We start from the raw sequence: 24566 nt of genomic DNA on the forward strand, positions 1-24566 counted from the left end.
GCGGACCGGGCGACCGCTAGAACTGTTGACGGGAGGACAAATTCAGGCGCTCGAAGTGTACGGAGGTTCTCCTCTGTGAAGGGAAACTTTACGCTGGTGCGTCTCCCTCGTTGGGCTGCGCAACTCGCCGCCTGCCCGAGGACCGCCCCTCGGGCTCGACGATAGGATGAACTGAATGTTGAGCAGGCTCTCTCTCTCTCTCTCTCTCTCTCTCTCTTCGCCGTGACCACGGCGGGAACCGCCCAGGCACAGGTGACGAGCGTGCCGGTGGACAGCCCGCCCCTTCTGCTCTCGTCCGATAGCTGGGACGGCACCCCTACCGTCGCCGAGCATCCCAGCAACGGGAGCTACGCCGGCGTCTTCACGCGCGAGGACGGCATCGGCTGGGGCATGCTCGGCATCGAGGCGGTTCCCACCCTCGACAAGAGCTGGCTCTCCCCCGAGCTCCACGAGCCGGTCAATCCGGATGGCTCGGGTCGCAACGTGGTCTACGCCGACTACCGTCTCGGGTACTCGGACATCGTCTGGGCCAAGTACCCCGACAGCCCCCCGAACGATCGCAGCACCGACCTCGAGCTGACCGTACTCCCGTCCAGGACCAACGTCTTCGACGACTTCCCCGCGATCGCCGGCTCGTGGATCGCCTGGCAGAGCTACGACGGGTCGACGGGCGACACCGACATCGCCTTCTACAACATCGACACGCAGCAGCACGCCTACCTGCCGGTCTCGAACGACCAGACGCGGCCGACGGTGTGGGAGGGGAAGATCGCCTACGAGGAGAACGGGGCGATCAAGATGGTGGACGTGACCACCAACACCTTCACCACCGTGGTGCCCGCCGGCACCACCAAGTACTACCGGCCGCACAGGGTCGGTGACCTCATCGCGTACGACGCAGTCACGCCCGCGACGCGGCTGATCGAGGTCCGGAACTTCCTCTTCCCCGCCTACCCGATCGCGATTGCTCCGTCGTGGTGCTCCTCGGTGCAGCACCCGCGTCTTGGTGGGGCCAATGGAGAACTCGTCGTGTTCTGGGGTGACGATTGCGACCCCAACAACACCGGCATCGTCATGGACGGCATCTTCGTCGCGAAGGTCGGCGGGCGCTGGGGCCCGGCGTACTACTCCGTGGCGACGTGGGCTCCCGTTACTCCGCCGGACGTAGCCAACAACCCTCCGTACGACATCCTGGACGACCGGATCGTCTACTCGACGGATGGCGTCGACATGTGGATGGTCGATCTGGACTTGAGCGCGATCTAGCGCAGTAGATCCGGGGCAGGTGGATCGTTCCGCCTGCCCCGCTTTACCTCGGAGGGCGCCATGCTGATGCGGGTGCACTGTCTCGCCTTCATCCTCCTCGCGACTGCCTGCGGGACAGACGAACGCCCCGGCGTCGGCACGGGCGGTGCCGGTGGCAGCCCGACCCCTGCGCTCGAGTGCGATCGCGATGGCGATGGCGCCATCGCGGGTCGGTGCGGCGGGGACGACTGCAACGATGACGACGCCGCCATCTCGCCACAGGCGCCGGAGATCTGCGGCAATGCCGTTGATGACGATTGCGACGGCCAGGTCGACGAGGACTGTACCTGCGTGCCAGGCGACGTGCGCTCTTGCTTCCCGGGGGCAGAATCGGAGCGCCACGTGGGTGCGTGCACGGACGGCCACCAGATCTGCGGCAGCGATGGAGCATGGGGAGCGTGCGCGGACGCGGTGACCGCTCGCCCGGAAGAGGACGTCTGCAACGGCCTGGACGAGGACTGCGATGGCGCCGCAGACGGTGAGCGACTCGGCGCCTGCGGGGTCTGCGGGGCGCCGCAGCCCGAGGTCTGCGGTAACGGCCTCGACGACGACTGCGACGGCGTCACCGACAATCCCGCCGTCTGCCACCTCACCTGCGCGGGCGTCGACGCTGCCGCCCCCGAGCCTTCGTGGCTCGCCTGCTGCACCCAGGATCCCGCCACGGGGGAGCGCTCGATCGGTCCCGTGCCGCACTCGTTCGGTTGCGTGGAGTCGGAAGGCCTGGCCGGCTGCGCCACGGACGAGCGGCGTTGCCACGCCGTCGATCCGGCGATCACCTGCGTGAAGCGGTGCAGCGGCGCGGACTGCGTTTGTGGTGTGGACGAAGGGGGCGCCGTCGTGCCGCACGCAGGTTGTGGTTTCGAAACCCCGTGCGCCTTCCTGGGTTGCGAGGGGCGCAGCGATCAGCCCTGCTACAGCGGTCCGCCGCATACGCTGGGGGTGGGGATCTGCCGCGGCGGCCGGACGTCCTGCGAGAGCGCCGGTTGGGGGGCCTGCGAGGGGGAGGTGCTTCCCGGACTCGAGATCTGCGGCAACGGCCTGGACGACGACTGCGACGGGCAGATCGACGAAGCGGACGGTGCCACTGGCAAGCGGTGCGTCGTCGGTGCGCTCTGCGCTCCGGGGGCGGAAGAGCGATGCGGCAACGGACTCGATGATGATTGCGACGGCGGCGTCGACGAGCTCTGCGTAGCCAACGGCACGGAGCAGGCTTGCTACCGCGGCCCCGCATCGACGCGAACCGTCGGTGCCTGCCGTGATGGCGTGCAGCACGCCGCCGGACTGGTCTGGGGACCGTGCATCGGCGACGTCCTACCCGGCGCCGAAATCTGCGGCGACGGCGTCGACAGCGACTGCAACGGCCTGGGCGGCGAGGGTCAGCTGGAGGACCCGGGCTGCGTGACGGCGCCGCCGGTACCCGAGACGTGTAACGGCGTCGACGACGACGGGAACGGGCTGGTGGATGACGGCGTGGTGAACGCGTGTGGCCGGTGCGGCGATGACCCGCCGTGCTCCGTTGGCCGCTTCGACAGTCCCGCGGCTTGCGACGCTGCGGAAGGGCGCAGCTGCCAGCAGCTCGCGCCGCTCGATGGAGACCCGAGCATCGTCACGATCGACACCGACAAGCGTGTGGGGCTACCCGAGTTCGCGATGTACACGTACGGCCTCGGCGTAGACAAATACGACATCGAGACGGGTGAGCTCGTCTGGTCGGTGCCCTTGACGGGCCGGGCGAACATCCAGCCTCCGGGCGCACGCTTGCAGGTGATGCCGGACAACTCGGTCTGGGCCGGAACAGACACCAGGTGGGCGCCGGCGACGTACACCTACCACGAGGAGCTCTCCCTCCTCTATCACGTCGACCGCAACGGGAACGTCCTGTGCGAGGTGGACATCGTCGGCGGTGTCCAGGGGATTGCAGCAGACCCAGCGGGTTTCATCTGGGTGGCCGCCGGGTTCGAGGGGATTCGCACACCAGAGCCGCCGGCGTTCGGCTACGTCGCCAGGCGCCACCTCCACAAATTCCATCCCTCGCGCGTGCACCTCTTCCAACCCGACGGAACGCCGTGGCCGAACGGCGTACCGCAGTGCTGGGAGATCGACCTGGCACCGGGGGACCCGCTGGAGACCGGGCTCGAGTTGCCGGTCGCACCGATGGTGATCCGGATCGACAGCCGCGGGACGCTGTGGGGAAGCGGCCCCGCCGAGACTGGGGGCGCCAATCCACACCTCCTCCGCCTGGATACCCGAACGCTCGCATTCGAGTACATCGAGTCGAGGGTCGATCGCGCGCAGACGCTGGCCGCGGACGACTGGCTGTACTCGTTCTCCAGGGTCTCGCCCGAGCTCGTCGCCACGCCTCCCGAGCCGCCCTATGCGACGCGGGATGAGGGCCTGCTGCACGAGGTGGTCGTGCAGGTGCCCGCAGCAATCAAGCGCGAGTGCCCCGTGCTGCTGGCTGGCGGAAAGTACCTCATGCTCCGCGGCTGGGCCCCAAACAGCGACCTTGCCATCCATACGATCGACGCGCGAACTGGAGTAGTGGGCGAGATCGACATTCCCCCTGAGCTCGAAGCTCAGAACCCTTACCCTTTTCTCGAGGAGGACCCGCTCGGCAGGCTTTGGATTAGTGGTGCTTGCGGTCACTTGACCTATGTTCCGGCACTCGGGCGTTACGACCCACAGACCGGGGGTTGGCTGCAGATCTGCGTTCCCGATTACCGGCCCACCATCTCCTCCGACGTCTTCGGCACGGCCTACCGCCGCCGCCTGGCATCCACGGGCCGCTGGTCGCAGATCGTCGACAGCATCTACCCCGGCACGTTCTGGCAGCGCCTCGATTGGCAGGAGTACGTGCCGACCGGAACGGCGGTGGAGGCCTACGTCGCCTTTGCGGACAACGAGGCGGAGTTCGACGGGGCGCCCATCACCTGCGGGCCGTTCAGCAGCCCGCCCATCGATTTGAACGGTTGCGAGGGGCAGGGCAGGCGCTTCGCGCGGGTCGAGCTGGTGCTGCGCTCGGGCGCGACGATGGCGAGGCCCTACGTCCGCAACATCGAACTCGGATGGAGCCGGCCATGAGAGCGACCGTCGCAGGATGCCTTTGGCTCGTGGTGCTCGCCCTCGCCGCCACCGGCTGCGGTGACGACCAGATCGAGGTGTTGCCTGCCGAGCTCGAGGTGCAGCCGCAGGTGCTGGACTTCGGCGCCGTCTTCGTGGGCGAGCGGGCGCAGCGGGAAGCCGCGGTGCACAACGCCTCGGCCTTTGCAGTGGACGTGGTCGTGGAGCCAGCGGCGGCCTACGACGCGACCGTGCGGACGCTCCACGTCGAGGCGGGCGCAACGGTCGCCCTGCCAGTCGTCTTCGCGCCGACGGAGGATGGCGCTCACGAGACGGAGCTGCGGCTGCGTGCAGGTGAGGTCGTGCTGCCGCTGCCGGTTCGGGGGATCGGAACGACGCCCCGGGTCGAGGTCGAGGCGAGCCTCGACTTCGGGCTCGTCGGTGTCGGCACCGTGGCGAGGAGAGCGCTGGAGTTCAAGAACGAAGCGGCGGCGCCTCTGGCGCTTTCCCTGCGGATCGAGGGGAGCGGTGGCCAGTTCTTCTCCGTCGCTCCGACGCTCTACCTGGGCGCCGAGGAGTCGCGGTCGGTGGACGTGGCCTACGCGCCGCTCCTCGCCAGCCTGGACCAGGCGAGACTCTTCGTCCGGCCGTGCGCCGACTGCGCGGAGCAGGAAGTCCGGCTGCGCGGCGAGGGCGCGACGGAGTTCCTCCGCTTCTTCCCCGGCGAGGTCGATTTCGGCACCTGGCCGGTCGGCTCGACGATCCCGCGCTCGCTCCGCGTGCGCAACGACAGCGCCTATCCGGTGGAGTTCGTCTCGGCAGAGCTGGTGGCCGGTGGCGCGGTGCCCTTCACCGCCGAGTTGCCTGCGGTGGGAACGCCGCTCGTTCCCTCGGCGCACGTGGACATCCCGCTCACCTACGTTCCGACCGCTGCCGGCGATCACGAGGCGCGCCTGCGGCTGCAGATCGGGGGCATCGCCCGGGACATTCCGCTCACCGGACGGGCGGAGGACGACCTGCTCCTCGCCACCCCCGACGCGCTGGACCTCGGCGTTGGCGCGCCTGGCGCCACCCTCAGCGGAATGGTCGTCTTCTCCGCCTCTGCGGGAAGCGACCTGGAGATCACCGGGCTCGCGCTCGAGGGCGCGACGGGCTTTTCGCTCCCCGACGTACCTGCGCTTCCCGTGCGCCCCGGGGACGCCGCCGTACCGGTGGAGGTGCGCTTCTCCATCGCCGCCCACGGCTATCGTTCCACCGAGCTGGTGGTGGAGACCAACAAGACCGGCGTGGGCCTGCGGATCCCCATTGCCGCAGCCATCGTCGAGAATGACCCGTGCTATCTCGAGGTCGTTCCGCGATCCGTGCGCTTCGGTGTGGTGGGGGCGGGCGAGCCGGTGGAGCGCCTCGTGCGCCTGCACAACGTGGGGACGAGCGCCTGCGACCTGTGGGCGGCGCGCATCGAGGACGATCCGCACGGCTCGTTCGTTCTGCCGGACGACACCGGTGAGCTCTTCACGGTAGCGCCAGGTGAGGTCGGCCAGATCGCCGTGCGGTTCGCGCCGTCGGAGAGCCGCCTCTCGCCCGAGGAGGCGATGCTTCGCTTCGAGACCTCGCCACCCGGCTCGCCGACGCGCGAGGTGCCGCTCTCGGGGCTGGCGCTCGACCTGGGGCTTGCCGTATCCCCGGATCCGGTGGAGTTCGGCGCGGTGCCCGTGGGCACCACGGCGCTGCGCTCGTTCGTGCTGCAGAACAGCGGCGTGCGGCGGCTCGAGCTCCGCTCGCTCGTCGTCCCCGGTGCGCCCTTCGGTCGCGCAGACGGGCAGGCGTTGCCGCAGTCGATCGCGAGCGGCGGCTCCGCCTCCTTCGCGCTCGCGTTCTCGCCCACGGTGCCGGAGGCCGATGCTGGCGAACTCGAGCTCTGGTTCCGGGATGTGCCGGAGCCCTTGCTCGTCCCCATCGCCGGGAGCGGCGTCGACCAGCCTTGCGAGGGCGGCTGCCTCGATCCGCAGGTGGCCTGCCCGGCGTCGCAGACGGTCTACGTGCACACGACCGCGATGCTGCACGGGACGGCCCTCGCAGCGGACGGCAGCGAGCTCGGCTGCACCTGGAGCACGATCCTGCGCCCGCCGGATTCTGCGGCGCAGCCTGCGAGCCTCGGCGCCTGCACCGCGCGCTTCCAGCCCGACCGCGTGGGGACCTACACCCTGCGGATGTCGGCGGACGATGCGGGGCGCACCAGCGCTTGCGACACCCAGGTGATCGCGCAGCCTCTCCCCGCCTTCTTCGTCGAGACCACCTGGAGCGGCGTCGACGATCTGGACATCCACCTGCTCCACCCGTCGGCAGGCCCTGCGGACGACGAGACGAGCTGGTTCTCCGACCCCTGGGATTGTTTCTTCGGCAACGTCGCCCCTGCGTGGGACGAGCCCACGCGCAGCGACGACCCCTTCATCGGCCGCGACGATCGTGTCGGCGTCGGGCCCGAGCAGGTCGGGATCGAAGCGCCGAGCACGAGCCATGCGTACTCGCTGGGGGTTCACTGGTTCGACAGCGCCAACGGGAACCCGAGCCAGCAGGTGACCACGCGGATCTTCTGCGGCGGCACGCTGGTGGCCGAGCAGCAGGAGACGCTGACCAATCCCCAGCAGGCGGTGGTGATCGGGCAGGTGCAGTTCACCTCCGGGACGAGCTGCACGTTCGTCCCCGATGGAACGCAGTTCCTCCTCCTGCCGTGAGGCGCGCACGGGAGCGGCTGCCTGCAGTCGCTCCCGTGCCCCCGCTTTCAGGCGGGCTGCGCCCGGAGCAGCTCGAGCAGCTCCTCCGCGCCGACCACGCGGCCGTCGGCGCCGCCGTCGAGGACGCCGGCGATGAGCGCGCGCTTGTCGCCGTGGAGGCCGAGGATCGCCTCCTCGATCGTGCCCTTCGCGATGAGCCGGAGCACCGTCACTGGCTTCTCCTGCCCGATGCGGTGGGCGCGGTCGGTGGCCTGATCCTCCACCGCCGGGTTCCACCAGGGATCGAGGTGGATGACGTAGCTCGCCGCGGTGAGGTTGAGGCCGGTGCCGCCTGCCTTGAGCGAGACGAGGAAGACGTCCGCCTCCTCTGCCTGGAAGCGGGCGACCAGCGCGTCGCGCTCCTCCGCCGGCGTCTGGCCGTCGAGGTAGAGGTGGCGGATCTTCCGCTCGCGCAGGGCCTCGCGCACCAGCGCCAGGTGGCGGGTGAACTGGCTGAAGACGAGCGCCCGGTGCCCCTCCTCGCGGAGCTCCTCGACCAGGTCGAGGAGGCGGTCCAGCTTGGACGAGGGGATGGTCGAGCTCTCGTCGTAGAGGCGCGGGTTGCAGGCGCAGAGGCGCAGGCGCGTGATCGCCGCGAGCACCTCGAAGCGCCGCCCCTCGAGCGGCGAGACGCCGTCGGGACCTGCGCCGTCGACGCCGGCGAGCCTGCCGATGGCGGCGAGGCGTGCGTCCTCGTAGAGCTGCTTCTCCTCGGCGGAGAGTTCCACCGGCACCTGCACCTCGATCCGCGGCGGTAGCTCCTTCGCCACCTCGCCCTTGGTGCGGCGGAGGAGGAAGGGGGCGAGCAGCCGCGAGAGGGCCTGCCGCCGCTCGCGATCGCCGCTGCGCTCGATGGGCAGGCCGAAGCGCTCGCGGAAGCGCTGCCAGGCGCCGAGGAGGCTGGGGAAGACGACGTGGTAGAGGCTCCAGAGCTCGCCGAGGTGGTTCTCCAGCGGCGTGCCGGTGAGGGCCATGCGGAAGGCGGCGTCGATGCCGCGGATCGCCTTCGCCCGCTGGGTGGCGGGGTTCTTCACCGCCTGCGCCTCGTCGAGGACGAGGGTGGCGAAATGGTGGGCGGCGAAGCGCGTCGGATCCCGGGCGATCTGCCCGTAGCTCGCCACCAGCACGTCGCCGGCGCCCAAGCTCGCCAGGGTCTCCTCGCGGCGCGCGTCGGTGAGGTCGCGGTAGAGGGTGAGGCGCAGCGAAGGCGCGAAGCGCGACGCTTCGGCCATCCAGTTGCCGCAGACCGAGGTGGGCGCCACCACGAGCGCCGGCCCCTCCGGCGCGCGGTGGAGCAGCAGCGCCAGCGCCTGCACCGTCTTGCCGAGGCCCATGTCGTCGGCCAGCACGCCGCCTGCGCCCCAATGGGCGAGGCGCGCGAGCCAGCGGAAGCCCTCGGCCTGGTAGGGACGCAGCTCCGCCTGCAGCCCCGCCGGCACCTGCGGATCGAGCGCACCCGCGCTGCGGATTCTGCCGAGCAGCTCGTGGTGCGAGCCGTCCGCCTCGAATTCGCCGGCGGCCTCGCCGAGGGATTCGAGCACCGGCGCCGCGGCGATGCCGGCGTGGAGCCTGCCGCCCTTCTCGGCGAGGTGGTCGGCGGCGTTGCGGAGCCTGTCGACGAGCTCGCTCTCGAGCTGCACCCAGAGGCCGTCGCGGACCTCGACCCAGCGCGCGCCGGAGCGGGCGGCGTCGAGGAGCACCGCGAGCTTTACCTGCTCGCCGTCGACGGAGAGGGTGCCCTCGACGCCGAACCAGTCGCGGGCGCGCTCGACCCGCACCCGCAGATCCCTGCCGCCCACGCGGCGCACCGCGCGCTTCTTCGCCTGCCACTCCACCGAGACCCGCGGCGGCGCGTTCTCCTGGAGCCAGGCGAGCAGATCGAGCGCCTCCTCCCCGCGGTCGAGGACGAAGCGGAAGGGCTCCTCCTCCGCGTCGGGGCGGATCGGCAGGGTGGCGAGGAGCTCCCGCACCCAGGTGGCCTCGGCGGCGCGGTGGCGGTGGGCGAAGAAGCGCTTTCCCCCCATCGCCGCCGCGACCTCCTTCGGCCCCTCGCCGGGAGGCCACGCCGAAGCGCCGGGCAGCACGCGGACGCGCACGTCGACCTGCAGGCCGGGACCGTCGTGGGGGGCGAGACGGAGGACGAGATCTTTGTGGGGCTCCACCTCCTCGCCGCGCAGCGACGGGGGCAGCGCCACCTGGAGCTTCTCCTCCAGCGGCGCGGTGCGGGCGAGGAGCTCGGGCATCGCCTCCCGCGGGAAGTGGGCGCCGTGGCGGTCGAGGATCCGGAGGAGCTCCATCGCCTCGTCGTCCACCGGCACGAGGATGCAGCGCCTGGCGTTGCGCTCGACGTGGACCGCAAAGCCGCCGTTCTCGGTGCGGCCGATGAGGCGCTGCAGCCGCTCGAAGGAGAGGGTGTCGTCGCCGACGGTGGGCTGGAGATCGACGCCGCCCACCACCTCGACGGCGCGCAGGCCGATCCGGGCGATCCGCACGTCGATCGGCTCGTCCACGTGGCCGAGGTAGATCCGTGGGTGGCCAACGAGCTGCGCCAGCGCTGCGGGGACGCGCGGGGCGAGGAGGGCGTCGGGGACGGCGCCTGCGTCGCGCAGATCGCCGGGCACCAGCGCCGCGAGGGCGCGGCGATCCGCCTCGGTGAGATCGGGCAGGCGGTCGGCGAGCTCGCGGAAGGTCACCCGGCTGCCGGCGGACCAGCCGCGCTTGTTGCGCTTCTGGAGCCAGGGACGCAGCTGCCACGTCACGTCGAGGTGGAGCCGCCAGGAGAGGCGCACCTCCTCACGCTCCTCGGCGACCTTGCCGCGCTGCTCCTGCCAGCGATCGAGGGCACGCAGCGCCCGCTGCCAATCGGGAAGGGCCAGCTCCTCGAGCACGTGGGCGCGCGCGCCTGCAGCGGTGGGATCGCCGAGGAAGTGGAGCACCGCATCGACGGTGGTGAGGCCGTGGACGCAGCTCGCCTTGCCGCAGCTGCAGACCACCTTGGGCGGCGTGCGTTCCCAGCCGGCGAGCTCGAGGCGCACCTGCGCCAGCTTGCCGCGCTGCGGGGGAAAGATCTTCGGCTCGACCTCCGCCACGAAGGCGGGGGGATCCGCCTCGAAGTCGAGGAGGGGGCGAGCGCCCGAGCGCGGCTGGACCTCGGCGCGGATCGACCGGCGCAGGGCGAGGAGCTTCTCGGAGAGGGCAGCGCCGAGGGGCTCATCGGGAATCGCGAGGGGACGATCCTCCTCGAGGAGGCCGCGGCGGCGGGCCTCCGCCTCCTCCACCAGCCAGCGCCAGGCGGCGGTGCGGAGCAGCTCGCGGCCCGAGGTGCCGAGCTCGGTGCCGGCGCCGGTGTGCTCGAGGGCGCCCTGCACCGCGAGATCGCCGATGCGCGCGGCGGCGTTCCAGCGGGCGAGGGTGTCGAGCACGCCCAGCGGAAGCACGTCGCCGAGCACGGTCGCCGGGGCGGAGAGGAGGGCCTCGCTCTCCGTCCTCCGGGCCCAGTCGCGGAGCGCCTCGTCGCCGGCGGGGAGGGGCGGTAGGGGAGTGCCGCCCTGTGCACGGGGCCGATCGGCCAGCGCGTCGAGGAGCCTGCGCCGCGCCGCCTCGAGCAGCTGGTTGCGCATCCGCCCGGTGGCGTGCTGGAGCAGGAAGCGTTCGGCGGGGCCCTGGGAGAGCAGGTCGCCCAGGGTGCGGCCGTCGCCATTGCCGAGGATCTGGGCGAGGAGGGAGGCGGCCTTGGGGGTGAGGCCACGGGCCGCGAGGGCGCCGAGGGGTTCGTCGAGGGCGCTGGCGAGGCCCAGGGAACGGGCAGCCCGACCCAGCTCGAGCAGGGTCCGGCACTCTTCGAGGATGGTGGACGACGGGATCAACAGGGCTCCGGAGCGAACCGCGCAAGGTACCGGCGAGCGATCGCCGGGGCAACCGAAGCCGCCGCGTTGCGCAATCGAAGGGGAACCGGGGCGCGCCGCCATTTCTGCCGGGGCACGGCCTTCAGCGCAGCGCCCGCTGCACCATTTCGAGGAGCCTGCCCGGGCGGACGGGCTTCTCGAGCACGGTATTTCCGACTGCCTGCACAAAGCTGCGGGCCTCGTCGGTATAGGCGCCACCCGAGAAGAAGATGAGCGAGGAGGCGATCTGCGGCGCCTCCGCCTGCAGCCGCCGGTGGACGTCCATCCCCGAGAGGCCGGGCATGTGGAGGTCGCAGAAGACGACGTCGTAGCCCTCGCCGCCCAGGAGCGCGTCGAGCGCCTCCTCGCCGGAGTGGAGGACCTTCACCTCGTGCTCCGGTTCGAGGAGCAGGCGCATCGACTGGGCGAGGCGCACCTCGTCGTCGACGATGAGCACCCGGCCGCGGCGCTGGGTCGGTGCATCTGCCGGTGGCGCTGCTTCTTGCGGCGTCGGCCGGGGCAGGGCGGGGAGGAGCACGCGGAAGGTGGTCCCCTTGCCGGGCTCGCTCCGCACCGAGAGCTCGCCGCGGTGGTCTGCCACGATCTTCTGGCAGATGGAGAGGCCGAGCCCCGTGCCCTGGCCCACCGGCTTGGTGGTGAAGAAGGGGGCGAAGATCCGGGCGTGCAGCTCCTTCGGGATCCCGCAGCCGTCGTCCTCGACCTCGAGAAGCGCCCTGCCGTCCGGGGCGGTGCCGGTGGAGATCCGGATCGAGCCTCCCGTCTCGGGCAGGGCCTGCGCCGCGTTGAGGAGGAGGTTCAACACCACCTGCCCGAGCTGCGCCTGGCTTCCCGCGACGGGCGGCGGATCGCCGAGGTCACTGGTGAGCCTGCCCCTGCTCGCCACCTCCCGGCCGGCGAGGCGGATCGCGGAGCCGACCACCGCGTCGAGGGAGACCGCCTCGTCGAGCGTGGCGTTGTCCCTGCCGAAGACGCGGAGGTCGCCGACGATGCCGCGCACCCGGTCGGCGCCGAACTGCGCGTCGCGCAGCATCTCCCTGGCGCGCTCGTTGCCGCGGGGCAGCTCGCGCTCGAGGAGCTCGAGGTTGGAGATCACGAAGGTGAGCGGGTTGTTGATCTCGTGGCCCACGCCCGCGGCGAGGATGCCCACCGAGACGAGGCGCTCGGAGGCGACGAGCTGCTGCTCGGCGACCTGCCGCTGCGTGGAGACCGCCGCGAGGAGGAGCGCCGTCAGGGCGAGGACCGCGACGAAGAGCTGGAGCACCACCACGCCCTCGAGGGCGACCTGCGCCACGAAGGGGCCGCGGCCGATCGCGGTGGCGAGCACGGTGAGGGTCGACATCGCGCAGGTGGCGAATGCGGCGCCCGGCGGTCCGAAACGCAGCGCCGCCCAGACCGCCACCGGGAAGAGGAGAAAGCCCTGGGAGAAGACCGGTTCCTCGCCGGCGAAGGCCCTGCCGAAGACGACGAGGCAGACCGCCACCAGGGTGAGGGTGAGGGAGAGGAGCTCCTTCCCCTTGCCCCGGAAGTGGCCGGCGCGGGCGGCGGGGAGGAAGGCGAAGAGGAAGGGCGCCACCACCAGCGCGCCCATCGCGTCGCCGAGCCACCAGACCCAGAGGGCCTTCGGCGCCAGCGCGAGGGTGGTGCGCTCGAAGGCGAGGAGGCTGCCGACGCCGATCAGGGCCGAGGCGCCAGCGGCAGCGACGCCGCCTGCGAGCCAGAGGACGAGCACGTCGCGGACGCGGGCGAGGTTCTCGCGGAATTCGTGGCGGCGGAGGAGGGTGGCCGCGAGCCAGGCCTCGAGGGTGTTGCCCGCGCCGATGAAGAGCGATGGAGGGAGCGGCGAGCCGCTGCTCAGAGAGCCGATCAGCCCGCCCAGGAAGACGAAGGGCAGGATCCGCGGGCCGAAGCGGAAGGTCGCCCAGATTGCGACGCCGGTGGGGATCCAGACTGGGCTCGCCTGCTCGGTGACGGCGGCGATGGCAAGGCCGAGCCGCGCCCCCAGCACGTAGAGAAGGGTGACGAAGAGGCCGCGCAGCAGCTGGATCGGGAGCCCGGCAAGGTCGAGCCGCATCGCGTGCAGTTGTAGCGGAAAAGGCTGTGCTCTGCGCGTGCACAGGGGTGGCCGGGAGGCAGGCGGGCCCTCGTTCGGCGTGCGTGGCGGCGCTTCGTATGCCGAGGATTCGCTGCGGCGGCGCTCCCTCGCTTTACGCAACGTCACCGCGGATGCGGTGGCGCTGGCGCGCGCCGCGGTGAATGTCGTGACGCCACCGGTGAGCGCCACGCCTGGCGGGGGCAACCACGGGTCTGGACCAGCATGCGCCGGCGCGCCCTGCCGTTCCTTCGCGGCATCTCTGCTCCCCGCAGTGTCACGGAAGTCTGTGGGCCTGAGAATCGGAGTGTCACGGTTCTCGGTGGGCCGATGGGTCACGTCCAACCGATCGGGCCTCGGCTGATCTGTCACTGATCTATCCGGTTTGGACCCTGTGCTGACCCAGCTGGGGTCTACTCACCGATCAGCCGCTGTGGGATTCTATGCCCATTCAACCGTGGGGGCGGTGATGGCACGGGTTCTGGGAAAGAAGCGGCGCAGCAGGAAGAAGGGCCAGCAGGACCTGCCGCTGCAGAAGCGCTTCACGCACGGCGGGGAGCGGAAAGGGGCGGGGCGCAAACGCGTCGCGCCGCGGCCGCAGGTGAAGCACCGCCGGCGGCCCGTGCTGGGGGAAGACCATCCGGTGCTCGTCACGTGGCGGGTGCTCGACCACGTCTGGAGCATGCAGTCGAAGCGGAGCTTCCGCGTATTGCTCCGCGCCTTCCGGCCTGCGGTGGAGCGCTTCGGGGCGCGGATCACCCACTTCTCGGTGCAGGGCAACCACCTGCATCTGATCGTCGAGGCGAGCGGGGCACAGGCGCTCTCGAGCGCGATGCAGGGGCTCGGGGTGCGGATCGCGCGTGGCCTCAACCGGCTGATGGGGCGCGCGGGGAAGGTCTTCGCGGATCGTTTCCATGGCCATGCGCTCGGCTCGCCGACCGAGGCCCGCAACGCGATCGACTACGTGCTCGGCAACACGCGCATCCATGCCCAGCGGCAGGGGCGGCCCGTCTCGCGCTACGTGGATCGCTTCGCCGTCTCGCACGAGCAGCTCGGCGACGAAACGGCGTGGTGGCGCACCTTCGACGACGGGAGCCCACCGGTGGCGCCGCCCGTGAGCTGGCTGCTGGAGACGGGCTGGCGGCGCGCCAGGCCGAGGCGTGCCGCGCCGACGTTCGCGTTTCCTGCATAGCCAGCGCACGAGCCGCGACCAGGCTCGATGTCCAGCATGCGCGGCAGACGTCGCCGACGCGCCTCACACCGACAAGCCCGCCGGCGCCGCACCCACGCCGGCTGCGGCGAGCAGCTCCTCGAAGCGATCGACGGGCAGGCTGCCGCCGGTGGCGCGGGCATGGCCGTAGCCTGCGTCGCCGGGGAGCGGCACGCCCAGGCCGTGGAGCCAGGCGAGCAGATCAATCGGCGCCGCGCTCCGCAGCACGAAGTTCACGCGGCCGGGCAGGTAGCCGTAGTTGGCGGCGATGACGATCGCGTCGGGAAAGCGCCGCGTCCACCGCGCCGCCACCAGCGGGTGGACCTTCGCCGGCGATCGGAAGGCCAGCAGCGCCACCTGGCCCGCGACGATGGGCCGCGTCTTCGCGCAGCGATCGACCTCGGCCCGCACCTCCGCCCGGTAGCGCTGCAGCAGCTCGACGCCGGGGACGCGCCCCTTCGCGATGTCGGCGGGGCCCGTCGCCGCAGCGAGCACCGACCACGCCGCCGCCACGTCGTGAGCGCCGTGCCTTCGCGGCGCGTTGAGCAGCGCCACCGCCTCCCGCACCGCGGTGACGCCCACCCGCCGCAGCAGCTCCTTCGCCCCGGGGATCTGCGACTCGGTGCCGAGGTCGCCCACCGTCCCCAGGATCGCCAGCCACGCCAGGTCACGACAGTCGGCCACGCCGTCACAGATGGCGAAGGTGAGCCACGAGGTATTGGCCACCGGCTCGTGGCCGAAGGAGCTGGCGATCACGGCATCCGGCGGCAGGCCGCGCACCGGCTGGTGGTGGTCGACCACCAGCGCCTTCGCCCCGGCGTCGATGGGCAGGCCGCGGCTCCCCTGGTCGAAGACGAGCACGGCGTCCGGCGCCTCGGCGCGGATCCGCTCGCGCACTGCCCCGGTGTGCACGTGCTCTCCCTTGCCCGGGTGGATCACCACCGGCTTTGCGCCGAGGCGCTCGAGGGTGCGGCAGGCGATGAGCCCCGAGCTGAGGCCGTCCACGTCGCCGTCGGGGACGACAACGGGGCTGCCCGCCGCCGCACCACGCAGGAAGGCGCGGGCCGCCTCGATCGCCGCGGGAGGAGCGGGCCAGTTCGCGTCCATGGCCGTCGATCTCGCCATGCTCCCGCCAGCGTGCACCCCGCGCCGCGACGCCCCACCGTGAACGGCGATGGACGCCTACCGACTCGGCTACGTGGCCAACTGCCTCACCCTGGGGATCGGCGCGAGCCACACCACGCGCCTCGCCAACGCGACGCCCGAGCGGCTCGAGGCGCTGATCGAGCAGAACCTCGAGGAGCTCGAGCGGATCCTCCTCTTCAACGAGGCCTACGGCATCGAGGTCTACCGGATCACCTCGGCCCTCGTGCCCTTCGCCTCCCATCCGGTGAACCGCCTGCAATGGTGGAAGACCTTCCGCCGCGGCTTCGATCGCTGCGCCGCCGTCGCCGAGCGTTCGGGGCAGCGCCTCTCCCTGCACCCCTCGCCTGCTGGCGCCTCGCTCGCCTCGGCCCGCGCCGAGGTCCGCGCCAACGCGGTGGAGGAGCTGCGCTACGCCACCCGCGTGCTCGATCTCCTCGGCCAGGACGGCCACGGCAGGGTGGTGCTCCACCTCGGCGGCGCCGCGCCGGATCGGCAGACGGCGCTGGGCAGCGCGGACCGTTTCCTCCGCGAGATGCCGGACGACGCCAGACGCCGCATCGCCATCGAGCACGACTGCAGGGTGTGGACGGCGCGGGAGGTCCACCCGCTGGCGCAGGCCCACCGGCTCCCCTTCCTCGCCGACAACCTCCACAACAACGTGAAGGGCAGCGAGCCGCCCCTCACCACCCGCGAGCTCTTCCGCCTCTCGGCGCAGAGCTGGCGCGCGATCGGGCTGCGGCCGAAATACCACCTCGCCTCGCAGAAGGCAGGCGGCAAGCCCGGCGCCCACGCCGACTTCATCTCCGCCGCCGATTGGTACGACGTGCTCGACGCCCTCGAGGAGCCGGCGGATTTCATGCTCGAGGCGAAGGAGAAGGACCGCGCGCTCTTCGCGCTGCGGCGCCTCGCCGGCAAGGGGGCGACACCGCCGGAGGCCGAGGCCGAAGCCCCGGCCCCCTGATTCAAGCGCCAAGGAGCTGCGGCGTGAGCATCTCCCTGCCGATCACCTCGGGCACCCCGTGCAGCGCCACGATCCGCTCGAGCTCGTTGCGGAGCTGCCGCACGTTGCCGGGCCAGGGGTGGTGGATGAGCGCCGCGAGCGCGTCCTCGGCGATCCGCGGGGCGGCGGGGCCGCAGAGCTGCCGGAGGAAATGCGACGCGAGCAGCGGCACGTCCTCGAGCCGCTCCCGCAGCGGCGGCACGAGGATCGGCACCACGTGGATGCGGTAGTAGAGATCCTCGCGAAAGCGGCCCTGCCGCACCAGCTCCTCGAGGTTGCGGTTGGTGGCGGAGATCACCCGAACGTCGACGCGGATCGGCGCTTCGGCCCCCACCGGATGGATCTCGCCCTCCTGGAGGAAGCGCAGCAGCTTGGGCTGTAGCGCCATCGGCAGCTCGCCCACCTCGTCGAGGAAGAGCGTGCCACCCTCGGCCGTGCGCACGAAACCCGGCGCGTCGCGATCGGCGCCGGTGAAGGTGCCGCGCTTGTGGCCGAAGAGCTGCGCCTCGAAGATCGGCGCCGGCACCGCAGCGCAATTGACGCTGACCAGCTTGCCGGTGCGCCCGCTCACCTCGTGGATCGCCCGGGCGATGAGCTCCTTGCCGACGCCGCTCTCGCCCTGCACGAGTACGCTCACGCTCGAGGTGCGCAGCTTGCGGATGCGCTCGAGGAGCTCGCGCATCGCGCCGCTCCCGCTCACGATCGCCGCGAACGGATCGTCGGCGCCCACCGGCCGCGGCGCCACGCTCGCGCCCTCGCGGAGCTGCGCCGCCTCGAGGGCGAGCTCGGCGACGGCGAGGAGCGAGCGCAGCCACACCGGCGGCGGCGCCCCCTCGATGCCGAGCTGGTAGCGGTGGCCGAGCCTGTCGCCGAAGGGCACGCCGCCCAGCGGCGGCTGCACCGCGACCTTGCCCGCGTGGGCCAGGCTCTCGCCGGCGAGGTTGAAGATCCCGACGCCGGCGCCGGGGAGCGCCTCCGAGAGGCTGGCGGCGAGCTCGGCGAGGACCTGCGCCGCGCCGCCGCTCGAGGCGGCGGCGATCCGCTCCACGGTGGTGCCGGGGAGGCTGGTGGCGCCGTCCTCCGCAGCTTCCGGCCAGGAGGCGAGGAGCTCGTCGGAGCGCCGCGCCTCGAAGGGATCGCCGCAGCGCTCGAGGGCATCGCGGGCGAGGGCGAGCTGCGCACGGGCCGCTGCATGGCGCCCCTCGGCGTGGAGCAGCCGCGCCCGGGCCCTGTCGAGGCGGGCGTGGAGATAGGGCGAGCGGACCTGCGCCAGCGTGCGCTCCGCTGCAGCGAGGGCGCCGCGAGCCCCTTCGAGATCCGCCGCGGCGAGGAGCGCCTCGGTTCGCCCGATCTCCGCGTCGCCGCCGAGCCCGATGCTGCCGATGAGGTCTGCGCTGCCACGGGCCCTGGTCCAGGCCTGCGCCGCTGCGTGCGGCGCGCCCTCCGCGGTGAGGATCTCCGCCTCGAGCTGATCGGCGAGGGCGAGGCCGAAGTGGCGTCCCATCGAGCCGCCGAAGGAGCGGATCGCGGCGAGGTGCTCCCGCGCCTCGCCGAGCAGGCCCTGCCGGAAGGCGGAGCGGCCGAGGATCTCGCGCACGGTATAGGGCGAGGCGCCCGCCGCCTCGAGGCGCGAAACGGCGCCGCCGAGCACGCTGCGGATCTCGTCGAAATGCCCCGTGCCGAGCCAGCACTCGCCGAGGCCGCGGAGCAGGGAGACCTGCGCGTGCTCGAGGGGGTCGCCGAGGGCGGCGAAGAGCCCCAGCGCCTCCTCGCCTGCGGCGATCGCCTCGCGGACGGGATCCCCCGCCTCGACGCGCCGCTCGCAGATGTACGAGAGCGCCCGGGCGGTGCCGTAGGCGTCGGCCAGCCTGCCCGCGACGTGGAGCGCCTTGCCGTGCTCGAGGGCCGAGCGGCGGAAATCGCCCTCGAGGCGGGCGAGGTGTCCGGCTGCCTCGTGGCGCCAGATCGCGATGGCGCCGCTCTCGTTGCCGAGGTGCTGGGTGAGGCTGGCGCCGAGGTGGCGGCGGGCCTCGTCGAGCTCGATCAGATTGAAGTGGAGCAGGCCAATGCAGAGCTCCGCCCAGAAGAGCCCCGCGCCGTCGTCGAGCCGGGAGAATTCCGATCGCGCGGCGTGGAGCAGGGCGAGGGAGCGGGCCCTGTCGTGGGAGGCGCCGTCGCACCAGCCGAGGGCGGCGCCGAGCCAGAGGGTGAGCGGCGCGCGGACCTGCAGCGGCAGCACCTCGCGGCTGGCGGGATCGATCCACGGCGCGAGGGTGGCGAGGGCGCCCTCCGCCTGGCCTGCGCCCAGGAGCCGCGCCCTGGCGAGGAGGGCGGCGGCGAGGGGATCGTCGGTGGCGCCGCCCAGGAGCCGATGCGCCTCCTCGTAGCGGGCGCCCTGCACCGCCTCCCAGGCTGCGCGGAGGGCGGGACCCGGCTCGAAGGCCGTGGCGGGAGCGGGAGCCGCCTCCTCCTCGGCGCCGGCGACGCGGAGCAGCGCCTCCACCGCGCCGCTCGAGGGGCGCAGGTGGTGCGGGCTGCCGGCGGGCAGCTCCCAGCGGTAGACGGTGTTGGGCGAAACGCCCAGCAGCGCGGCAAAGCGGGGCCTGCTGCGCTTGCCCCGCAGCCGGCGGATCTCGTCAGGTCCAAAGTCCATCAATCCCCCCAATCGGCGGCGATTCTGGCGCAGAGGGGCGGCGCGTATCTACCTCCACGGTTCGCTGAGGGGGAGATGGGGAGCAAATCCCCACCGCGCGTAGCTACGACGGCCTGGTGCTCGACCAAAAGGGGCGGCGCTGGCACTGGCCCATCCCTTGCCAGCTGCCGCACATGCTCGATACCCGCTCGCGCCTCCTGGCGCTCCTGCTGCTCCTCTCCGCAGTGGTCAACGCCTGCTCGTGCGGCGACCGCCCCACCACCGGCCTCGCGCCGAAGCTCGTCGTCACAGGCGGGGCGACGCCAGCGGGTACGGAACTGCTCGTCGATCTCGGCGCCGTGGCGGTGGGCCGCACCGGCGAGCGCATCGTCCGGCTCCGCAACGAGGGGACCGCGCCCCTCGAGCTGCAGCCCTTCGCGCTCGAGGCGCCCTTCTCCGCGAAGCAGCTTCCTGCGGCGCTGCCCATCGGCGGGGAGGTGGAGCTGCAGGTCGGCTTCGCGCCGCTGCGCCCGGGCCCGGTGCAGGCCCGCCGCCAACTGGTGTCGAACGGCGGGAGCTTCGAGCTCCTCTTCCGCGGCGAGGGCGTCGCCGCCGCAGTGGCCTGCGAGCCCCGCGTCGTCGACCTCGGCAACGCGGTGGTCGGCGAGCGCGTCGAGCGCACCGTCACCTGCACCAACCACTCGACCGTCGAGGCGCGTCTCCACGTCCAGACACCCGAAGGGCCGGACGCCGGCGCCTTCGATCACGAACGGAGCTTCGAGGAGGATCCGCTCCTGCTCGCCCCCGGCGCCAGCGGCAGCTTCGTCGTCCTCGGCGTGCCGCAGCGCCTCGGCCGCCACGAGGCGACGCTCGCCATCCTCGACGGCGCCAGCACCACGGCGCATCTCTCCCTGGCGATGACCGGCAACCAGGCCGCGTTCGCGCTGGAGCCGCAGGGCTGCATCGATTTCGGCTTCGTCGCCCCGGACGCGGTGGTGGAGCAGGCGCTCCTGCTCCGGAACCTCGGCAGCGCGCCCCTCGCGATCGACTCCCTCGCGCTCGCCGCCGCCGATTACGCCATCGTCGGCGCCACTGCGCCCTTCACGATCCCGGCGGACGATCCCGACACCGCCGCTGCGGAGAACGAGCAGCCGATCACCGTCCGCTTCGCGCCTAGCGAGCTGGGCAGGCGCGACGGCACCCTGCGCATCGGGACCGACGATCCCCGCAACCCGGAGGTCGAGGTCTGCCTCCGCGGTTTCGCCGGCGGGCCGGTCCTCGCCTGCAACCCCGGCGCCGTCGACTTCGGCAAGAGCGCCATCGACGTGCCGCTGGTCCGCCACCTCCTCTGCAGCAACGTCGGCGTCGCGGTGCCGGGCACCGAGGAGGACGACCTCCACGTGCGCTCGGTGGGAACGAGCACCGAGCCCTTCACCGCAGCGGTCGTCGGCGGCATCGATCCCGCCGGCTATCCCGTGGGCGCCGCCTTCACCGTGGCGATCACCTGGTCGCCCTTCGACGAGGGGATCGACGCAGGCGAGCTGCAGATCGAGACCAACGAGCCCCGGACGCTGGCGGTGCCGATCACCGGCGAGGCGCTCGACCTGCTCCCCTGCAGCCTCCAGATCGATCCCGTTGCCCTCGACTTCGGCCTGCGTCCGCCTGGCAGCGAGGCGACGCTGCGGACCGTGCTCCACAACGTCGGCCGCGGCCCCTGCCTGCTCCGCGACGTGGCGGTGCAGGGCGAGGGCTTCGCCCTCGACGGCGATCCGCGCGACGCGATCACGCTGGAAAGCGGCGAGCGCCTCCTCCTTCCGGTCCGCTTCACCGCGGGACGCAGCGCCGTGGAGGGCAGCCTCGATCTGGTCGCCTCCGACCCGGCGCAGCCGAACCGCAGCGTGCCGCTCCGCGGCGCCGGCATGGAGGGTTGCCTGCGCATGGTCCCCGAGCGCCTCGACTTCGGCACGCTCACGCCGGGCTGCAGCTCGGTCGCACGGGAGGTGCAGCTCGTCAACGCCTGCCCCGGCGCCGTCACCGTCGAGTCGGTCGCGCTCGACGCCGGCACGCCCTTCACCGTCGCGCAGGCTGCGCTGCCGGCGCAGCTCCTCGCCGGCGACGTGCTGCGGCTGACCGCGAACTTCGCGCCGCAGGCGGAAGGCACGTTCGAGCACCTGCTCCGGGTTCGCACCGACGAGAGCGCCACCGCCTTCACCCTGCCGCTCGTTGGCCATGCGGCCCACGACGCCGACCAGATCGACAGCTGGATCCAGGAGAACGACAACGCCGTCGACGTGCTCCTCGTGATCGACAACTCGGGTTCGATGGCTGGCGAGCAGCAGGCCCTCGCCGACAACCTGCCCGCGCTGCTCGACTGGGCGCAGACCCAGGGCACCGACTTCCAGATCGGCGTCACCACCACCGGCCTCGCCAGCGAAGGCGGCGGCTGCCCCGGCGGCGTGGACGGCGGCGAGGACGGCAGGCTCTATCCCGTCGACAACTCGCACCCGCGGATCCTCACGCCCTCGACGCCCGACCTCGCGGCGCACTACGCGTTCAACACCCAGGTCGGAACCTGCCACGGCTCGGAGATGGGCCTCGAGGCCGCCACCCGGGCGCTCTCGTCGCCGGTGATCGACAACGCCGACGATCCGCGCCACGTGCACCCGAACGACGGCAACCTCGGCTTCCTCCGCGAGGAGGCGTCGCTCTCGGTGATCTTCGTCTCCGACGACGACGACCACTCGGTAGGCGCGGGCGGCGCCTTCTTCCAGCTGCTCCTCGGCCTCAAGGATTTCGACCCGTCGCGAGTCTCTGCCCACGCGATCGTCGGCATGGTCGAGGGCTGCGATCAGGTCGCCGCCATCGGCACCCGCTACCTCGACGTGGTGCGGCGCGCCGGCGGCGTGGCCCAGGACATCTGCACCAGCGACTGGGTCTCGACGCTCCAGGCGATCGGCACCGGCGCCTTCGCCACCCGCGACCGCTTTCCGTTGCGCGGGCTGCCCGCCGACGAGAACGGCGACGGGACCATCGACGAGGCCGAGCTCGACGTGCGGGTGGGCGGCACCGTCGTGCCGCAGGCGCGCTGGTCCTACGACGTGGAACGCAACCAGGTGGTCTTCCTGCCGCAGGCCCGGCCGGAGCCAGGTGACCTGGTCGAAGTGCAGTACCGGATGGCCTGCCTGTGAAGGAGGGGAAAGCGATGATGCGGATGCGGTGGGCGGCGATTGCCGCGGCGGTACTGGTGGCGGCGTGTGGCGCGGAGGAGCCGGGGGTGGAGCAGGCGCATGGCGGCAGCGGGGGGAGCGGCGGCGTCGGTGGCAGCGGCGGTGCCGGTGGCACGGGTGGCTCCGGCGGTGCCGGTGGCGTCGGCGGGGCCGGCGGCACGGCAGGCGAGGGCGGCGCCGGGGGCCAGGGCGGTGCGGGCGGCGCCGAGGCGGTCTGCGGCAACGACGTGCGCGAGCGCGGCGAGGCCTGCGACGACGGCAACACCGACGACGGCGACGGCTGCTCGAGCAGCTGCGAGCTCGAGGCCGCGTGTGGCGACGGCTTCGTCGATCCCGGCGAGGCGTGCGACGACGGCAACGTCGTCGCCGGAGACGGCTGCAGCGCGGATTGCAGCCGGATCGAGATCTGCGGCAACGGCTTCGTCGATCCCGGCGAAGCCTGCGACGACGGAAACACCGACCCAGGCGACGGCTGCAGGGCCGACTGCCTCGGCAGCGAGAGCTGCGGTGACGGCCTCGTCGATGCGGGCGAGATCTGCGACGACGGCAACCGGGAGGACGGCGACGCCTGCTCCGCCGACTGCAGCGACGCGGTGATCTGCGGCGACGGCGTGGTCGAGGGCAAGGAAGGTTGCGACGACGGCAACGTCGAGGGCGGCGACGGCTGCAGCCCCGACTGCCGCTTCGAAGGCGACGACTGCGACGCGCCCTGGATCATCGGGCCCCAGGCCTTCGACCCGGCCACGCTGACTTGGAGCTGGAGCGCCGACACCAGCAGCGCCGGCGCCGACTACGACAACGCCTTCTGCAGCTCGCCGATGGACAACGACCTGGTGGCGGCCTTCACCGCTGCGGACGCGGGCAACTACGTCTTCGATCTCGTCGCCCCGGACTTCGACGCGGTCCTCTACATCTGGAGCAACGGCTGCGGTCCCGCCGCATCGGCCGCCGGCTGCACCGACTGGTACGGCCCCGGCGGCGGCGAGAACCTCCAGGTCACCCTCGCCGCAGGCGACACGGTCTACGTCGTGGTCGACGGCGCCGATGCCCGCGGCGGCGGCCAGTCGGGCCCCTTCACCCTTACCGTCTCCCGTCCCGTCTGCGGCAACGGCGTGCTCGAGTACGCCGAGCAGTGCGACGACGGCAACTTCTTCGGCGCCGACGGCTGCAACACCTTCTGCTCGCTGGAGCCGGGTTGGGAATGTCCGACCCCGGGCTCGTCCTGCCACGAGGTGGTCTGCGGGGACGGCACCGTGGGCCGCGGCGAGAATTGCGACGACGGCAACGAGACGGACGGCGACGGCTGCAGCGCCGACTGCTTCTGGATCGAGGCGGGCCACGCCTGCCCGCCGGAAGGCGGCGCCTGCCGGGTGATCACCTGCGGCGACGGATTCGTCGATGGCAGCGAGGCCTGCGACGACGCGAACACCGCCGACCTCGATGGCTGCTCCAGCAGCTGCGTGGTGGAGCCGGGCTGGGGCTGCCTCCCGGGCCAGTCCTGCCATCCGATCGTCTGCGGCGACGGCAACGTCGACGGGACGGAGAGCTGCGACGACGGCAACACCACCAGCGGCGACGGCTGCACCTCGACCTGCACCCTGGAGCTCGCACCGGTGGGCGGCAACCTCACCTTCGCCGGCTCGATCGACGCGGGCGATCCGATCTGGGCCCGCCCCAACTTCGACTGCACCGACGTCGGCAATGTCGCCGACTACCCCTACGACCTGATCACCGTGAGCAACGGCGGCACCGAGGCGCTGCCGATCACCGCCACCGCGACCTGGAGCAACGGCGACGGCTACCTCTTCGCCCACCTCGCTCCCTTCGATCCCACGCTGCCCACCAGCGGCTGCCTCGCCGGCAACGACGACTACATGGGCACCGGGCAGAGCCAGGTGGAGCGGGTGCGCGTCGGCGCCGGCGAGACCCTGGTCCTGGTCGCCACCCCCTTCTCCAACGCCCACCACATCGGGCCGTGGACCGTGGCGGTCACCACCGAGGCCCATCTCTGCGGCGACGGCGTGGGCACCGGGAGCGAGGCCTGCGACGACGGGAACTCCAGCGACGGCGACGGGTGCAGCGCCAGCTGCGCCGTCGAGGCGGGCTTCACCTGCCCGCCTGCTGGCGGACCCTGCAACTGAGCAGCATGTGGGCGGGCTCCCCCGGGGGCCCGCCCGCGTCGGGGCGGGTTGCGTGGGGCGCGGCCGGTGTTAGAGGA

The 24566-nt window shown here is 72.2% G+C and carries 11 protein-coding genes; 7 read left to right on the forward strand and 4 right to left on the reverse strand.

Annotated features, from left to right (window positions below; translation table 11 throughout):
* Positions 1 to 267 precede the first annotated feature (267 nt).
* The 3 genes from ACESMR_RS18590 to ACESMR_RS18600 are packed head-to-tail and all read left to right on the forward strand — an operon-like array spanning position 268 to position 7100.
* Positions 268 to 1266 carry a hypothetical protein gene (locus ACESMR_RS18590; RefSeq protein ID WP_373048609.1) on the forward strand — a complete coding sequence of 333 codons (999 nt, stop codon included), beginning with the start codon at positions 268 to 270 and terminating at the stop codon, positions 1264 to 1266.
* A 60-nt stretch (positions 1267 to 1326) separates the two neighbouring features.
* Positions 1327 to 4386, forward strand: a complete 3060-nt coding sequence (locus ACESMR_RS18595; protein WP_373048610.1) for a MopE-related protein — start codon at positions 1327 to 1329, stop codon at positions 4384 to 4386.
* Positions 4383 to 7100 (forward strand): choice-of-anchor D domain-containing protein, encoded by a 2718-nt coding sequence (locus ACESMR_RS18600; protein WP_373048611.1) that lies wholly within the window; start codon positions 4383 to 4385, stop codon positions 7098 to 7100. The genes ACESMR_RS18595 and ACESMR_RS18600 overlap by 4 nt, the downstream gene beginning before the upstream one ends.
* A gap of 47 nt (positions 7101 to 7147) precedes the next feature.
* Here the strand turns inward: ACESMR_RS18600 and ACESMR_RS18605 are convergent, their stop codons facing one another.
* Positions 7148 to 11005, reverse strand: coding sequence for an SNF2-related protein (locus tag ACESMR_RS18605; protein ID WP_373048612.1), 3858 nt, complete (start codon positions 11003 to 11005; stop codon positions 7148 to 7150).
* Positions 11006 to 11126: 121 nt separating this feature from the next.
* The gene (locus ACESMR_RS18610; RefSeq protein WP_373048613.1) at positions 11127 to 13115 is read right to left on the reverse strand and encodes an MASE1 domain-containing protein; all 1989 of its coding nucleotides are present in this window, start codon (positions 13113 to 13115) and stop codon (positions 11127 to 11129) included.
* A gap of 487 nt (positions 13116 to 13602) precedes the next feature.
* Between ACESMR_RS18610 and ACESMR_RS18615 the strand changes: the two genes are divergently transcribed.
* Positions 13603 to 14325 carry a transposase gene (locus ACESMR_RS18615; protein ID WP_373048614.1) on the forward strand — a complete coding sequence of 241 codons (723 nt, stop codon included), beginning with the start codon at positions 13603 to 13605 and terminating at the stop codon, positions 14323 to 14325.
* 63 nt (positions 14326 to 14388) lie between these two features.
* Here ACESMR_RS18615 and ACESMR_RS18620 read toward each other — a convergent pair whose 3' ends face one another.
* On the reverse strand, positions 14389 to 15450 hold the full coding sequence (locus tag ACESMR_RS18620) for a hypothetical protein (protein ID WP_373048615.1): 1062 nt from the start codon (positions 15448 to 15450) through the stop codon (positions 14389 to 14391).
* A 67-nt stretch (positions 15451 to 15517) separates the two neighbouring features.
* Between ACESMR_RS18620 and uvsE the strand changes: the two genes are divergently transcribed.
* On the forward strand, positions 15518 to 16450 hold the full coding sequence (uvsE, locus tag ACESMR_RS18625) for a UV DNA damage repair endonuclease UvsE (protein WP_373048616.1): 933 nt from the start codon (positions 15518 to 15520) through the stop codon (positions 16448 to 16450).
* 1 nt (position 16451) lies between these two features.
* On the opposite strand, the gene ACESMR_RS18630 is transcribed toward uvsE, so the two are convergent.
* On the reverse strand, positions 16452 to 19142 hold the full coding sequence (locus ACESMR_RS18630) for a sigma 54-interacting transcriptional regulator (protein WP_373048617.1): 2691 nt from the start codon (positions 19140 to 19142) through the stop codon (positions 16452 to 16454).
* A 173-nt stretch (positions 19143 to 19315) separates the two neighbouring features.
* On the opposite strand from ACESMR_RS18630, the gene ACESMR_RS18635 reads away from it, so the two are divergent.
* Both ACESMR_RS18635 and ACESMR_RS18640 read left to right on the forward strand, forming a co-directional pair.
* Positions 19316 to 22309: a choice-of-anchor D domain-containing protein gene (locus ACESMR_RS18635; RefSeq protein WP_373048618.1), complete on the forward strand. Its 2994-nt coding sequence runs from the start codon at positions 19316 to 19318 to the stop codon at positions 22307 to 22309.
* A gap of 14 nt (positions 22310 to 22323) precedes the next feature.
* On the forward strand, positions 22324 to 24489 hold the full coding sequence (locus ACESMR_RS18640; RefSeq protein ID WP_373048619.1) for a DUF4215 domain-containing protein: 2166 nt from the start codon (positions 22324 to 22326) through the stop codon (positions 24487 to 24489).
* Positions 24490 to 24566: the final 77 nt, after the last annotated feature.

The organism is Vulgatibacter sp., from assembly GCF_041687135.1.
In the GTDB taxonomy this organism is placed as follows: Bacteria; Myxococcota; Myxococcia; order Myxococcales; family Vulgatibacteraceae; genus JAWLCN01.

What these genes read in the sequence shown, in the direction of transcription:
- ACESMR_RS18595 (WP_373048610.1), top strand. Translation starts at nt 1,327, where the DNA reads ATGCTGATGCGGGTGCACTGTCTCGCCTTCATCCTCCTCGCGACTGCC.
- ACESMR_RS18600 (WP_373048611.1), top strand. Translation starts at nt 4,383, where the DNA reads ATGAGAGCGACCGTCGCAGGATGCCTTTGGCTCGTGGTGCTCGCCCTC.
- ACESMR_RS18610 (WP_373048613.1), bottom strand. Translation starts at nt 13,115, where the DNA reads ATGCGGCTCGACCTTGCCGGGCTCCCGATCCAGCTGCTGCGCGGCCTC.
- ACESMR_RS18615 (WP_373048614.1), top strand. Translation starts at nt 13,603, where the DNA reads ATGGCACGGGTTCTGGGAAAGAAGCGGCGCAGCAGGAAGAAGGGCCAG.
- ACESMR_RS18620 (WP_373048615.1), bottom strand. Translation starts at nt 15,450, where the DNA reads ATGGACGCGAACTGGCCCGCTCCTCCCGCGGCGATCGAGGCGGCCCGC.
- uvsE (WP_373048616.1), top strand. Translation starts at nt 15,518, where the DNA reads ATGGACGCCTACCGACTCGGCTACGTGGCCAACTGCCTCACCCTGGGG.
- ACESMR_RS18630 (WP_373048617.1), bottom strand. Translation starts at nt 19,142, where the DNA reads ATGGACTTTGGACCTGACGAGATCCGCCGGCTGCGGGGCAAGCGCAGC.
- ACESMR_RS18635 (WP_373048618.1), top strand. Translation starts at nt 19,316, where the DNA reads ATGCTCGATACCCGCTCGCGCCTCCTGGCGCTCCTGCTGCTCCTCTCC.
- ACESMR_RS18640 (WP_373048619.1), top strand. Translation starts at nt 22,324, where the DNA reads ATGATGCGGATGCGGTGGGCGGCGATTGCCGCGGCGGTACTGGTGGCG.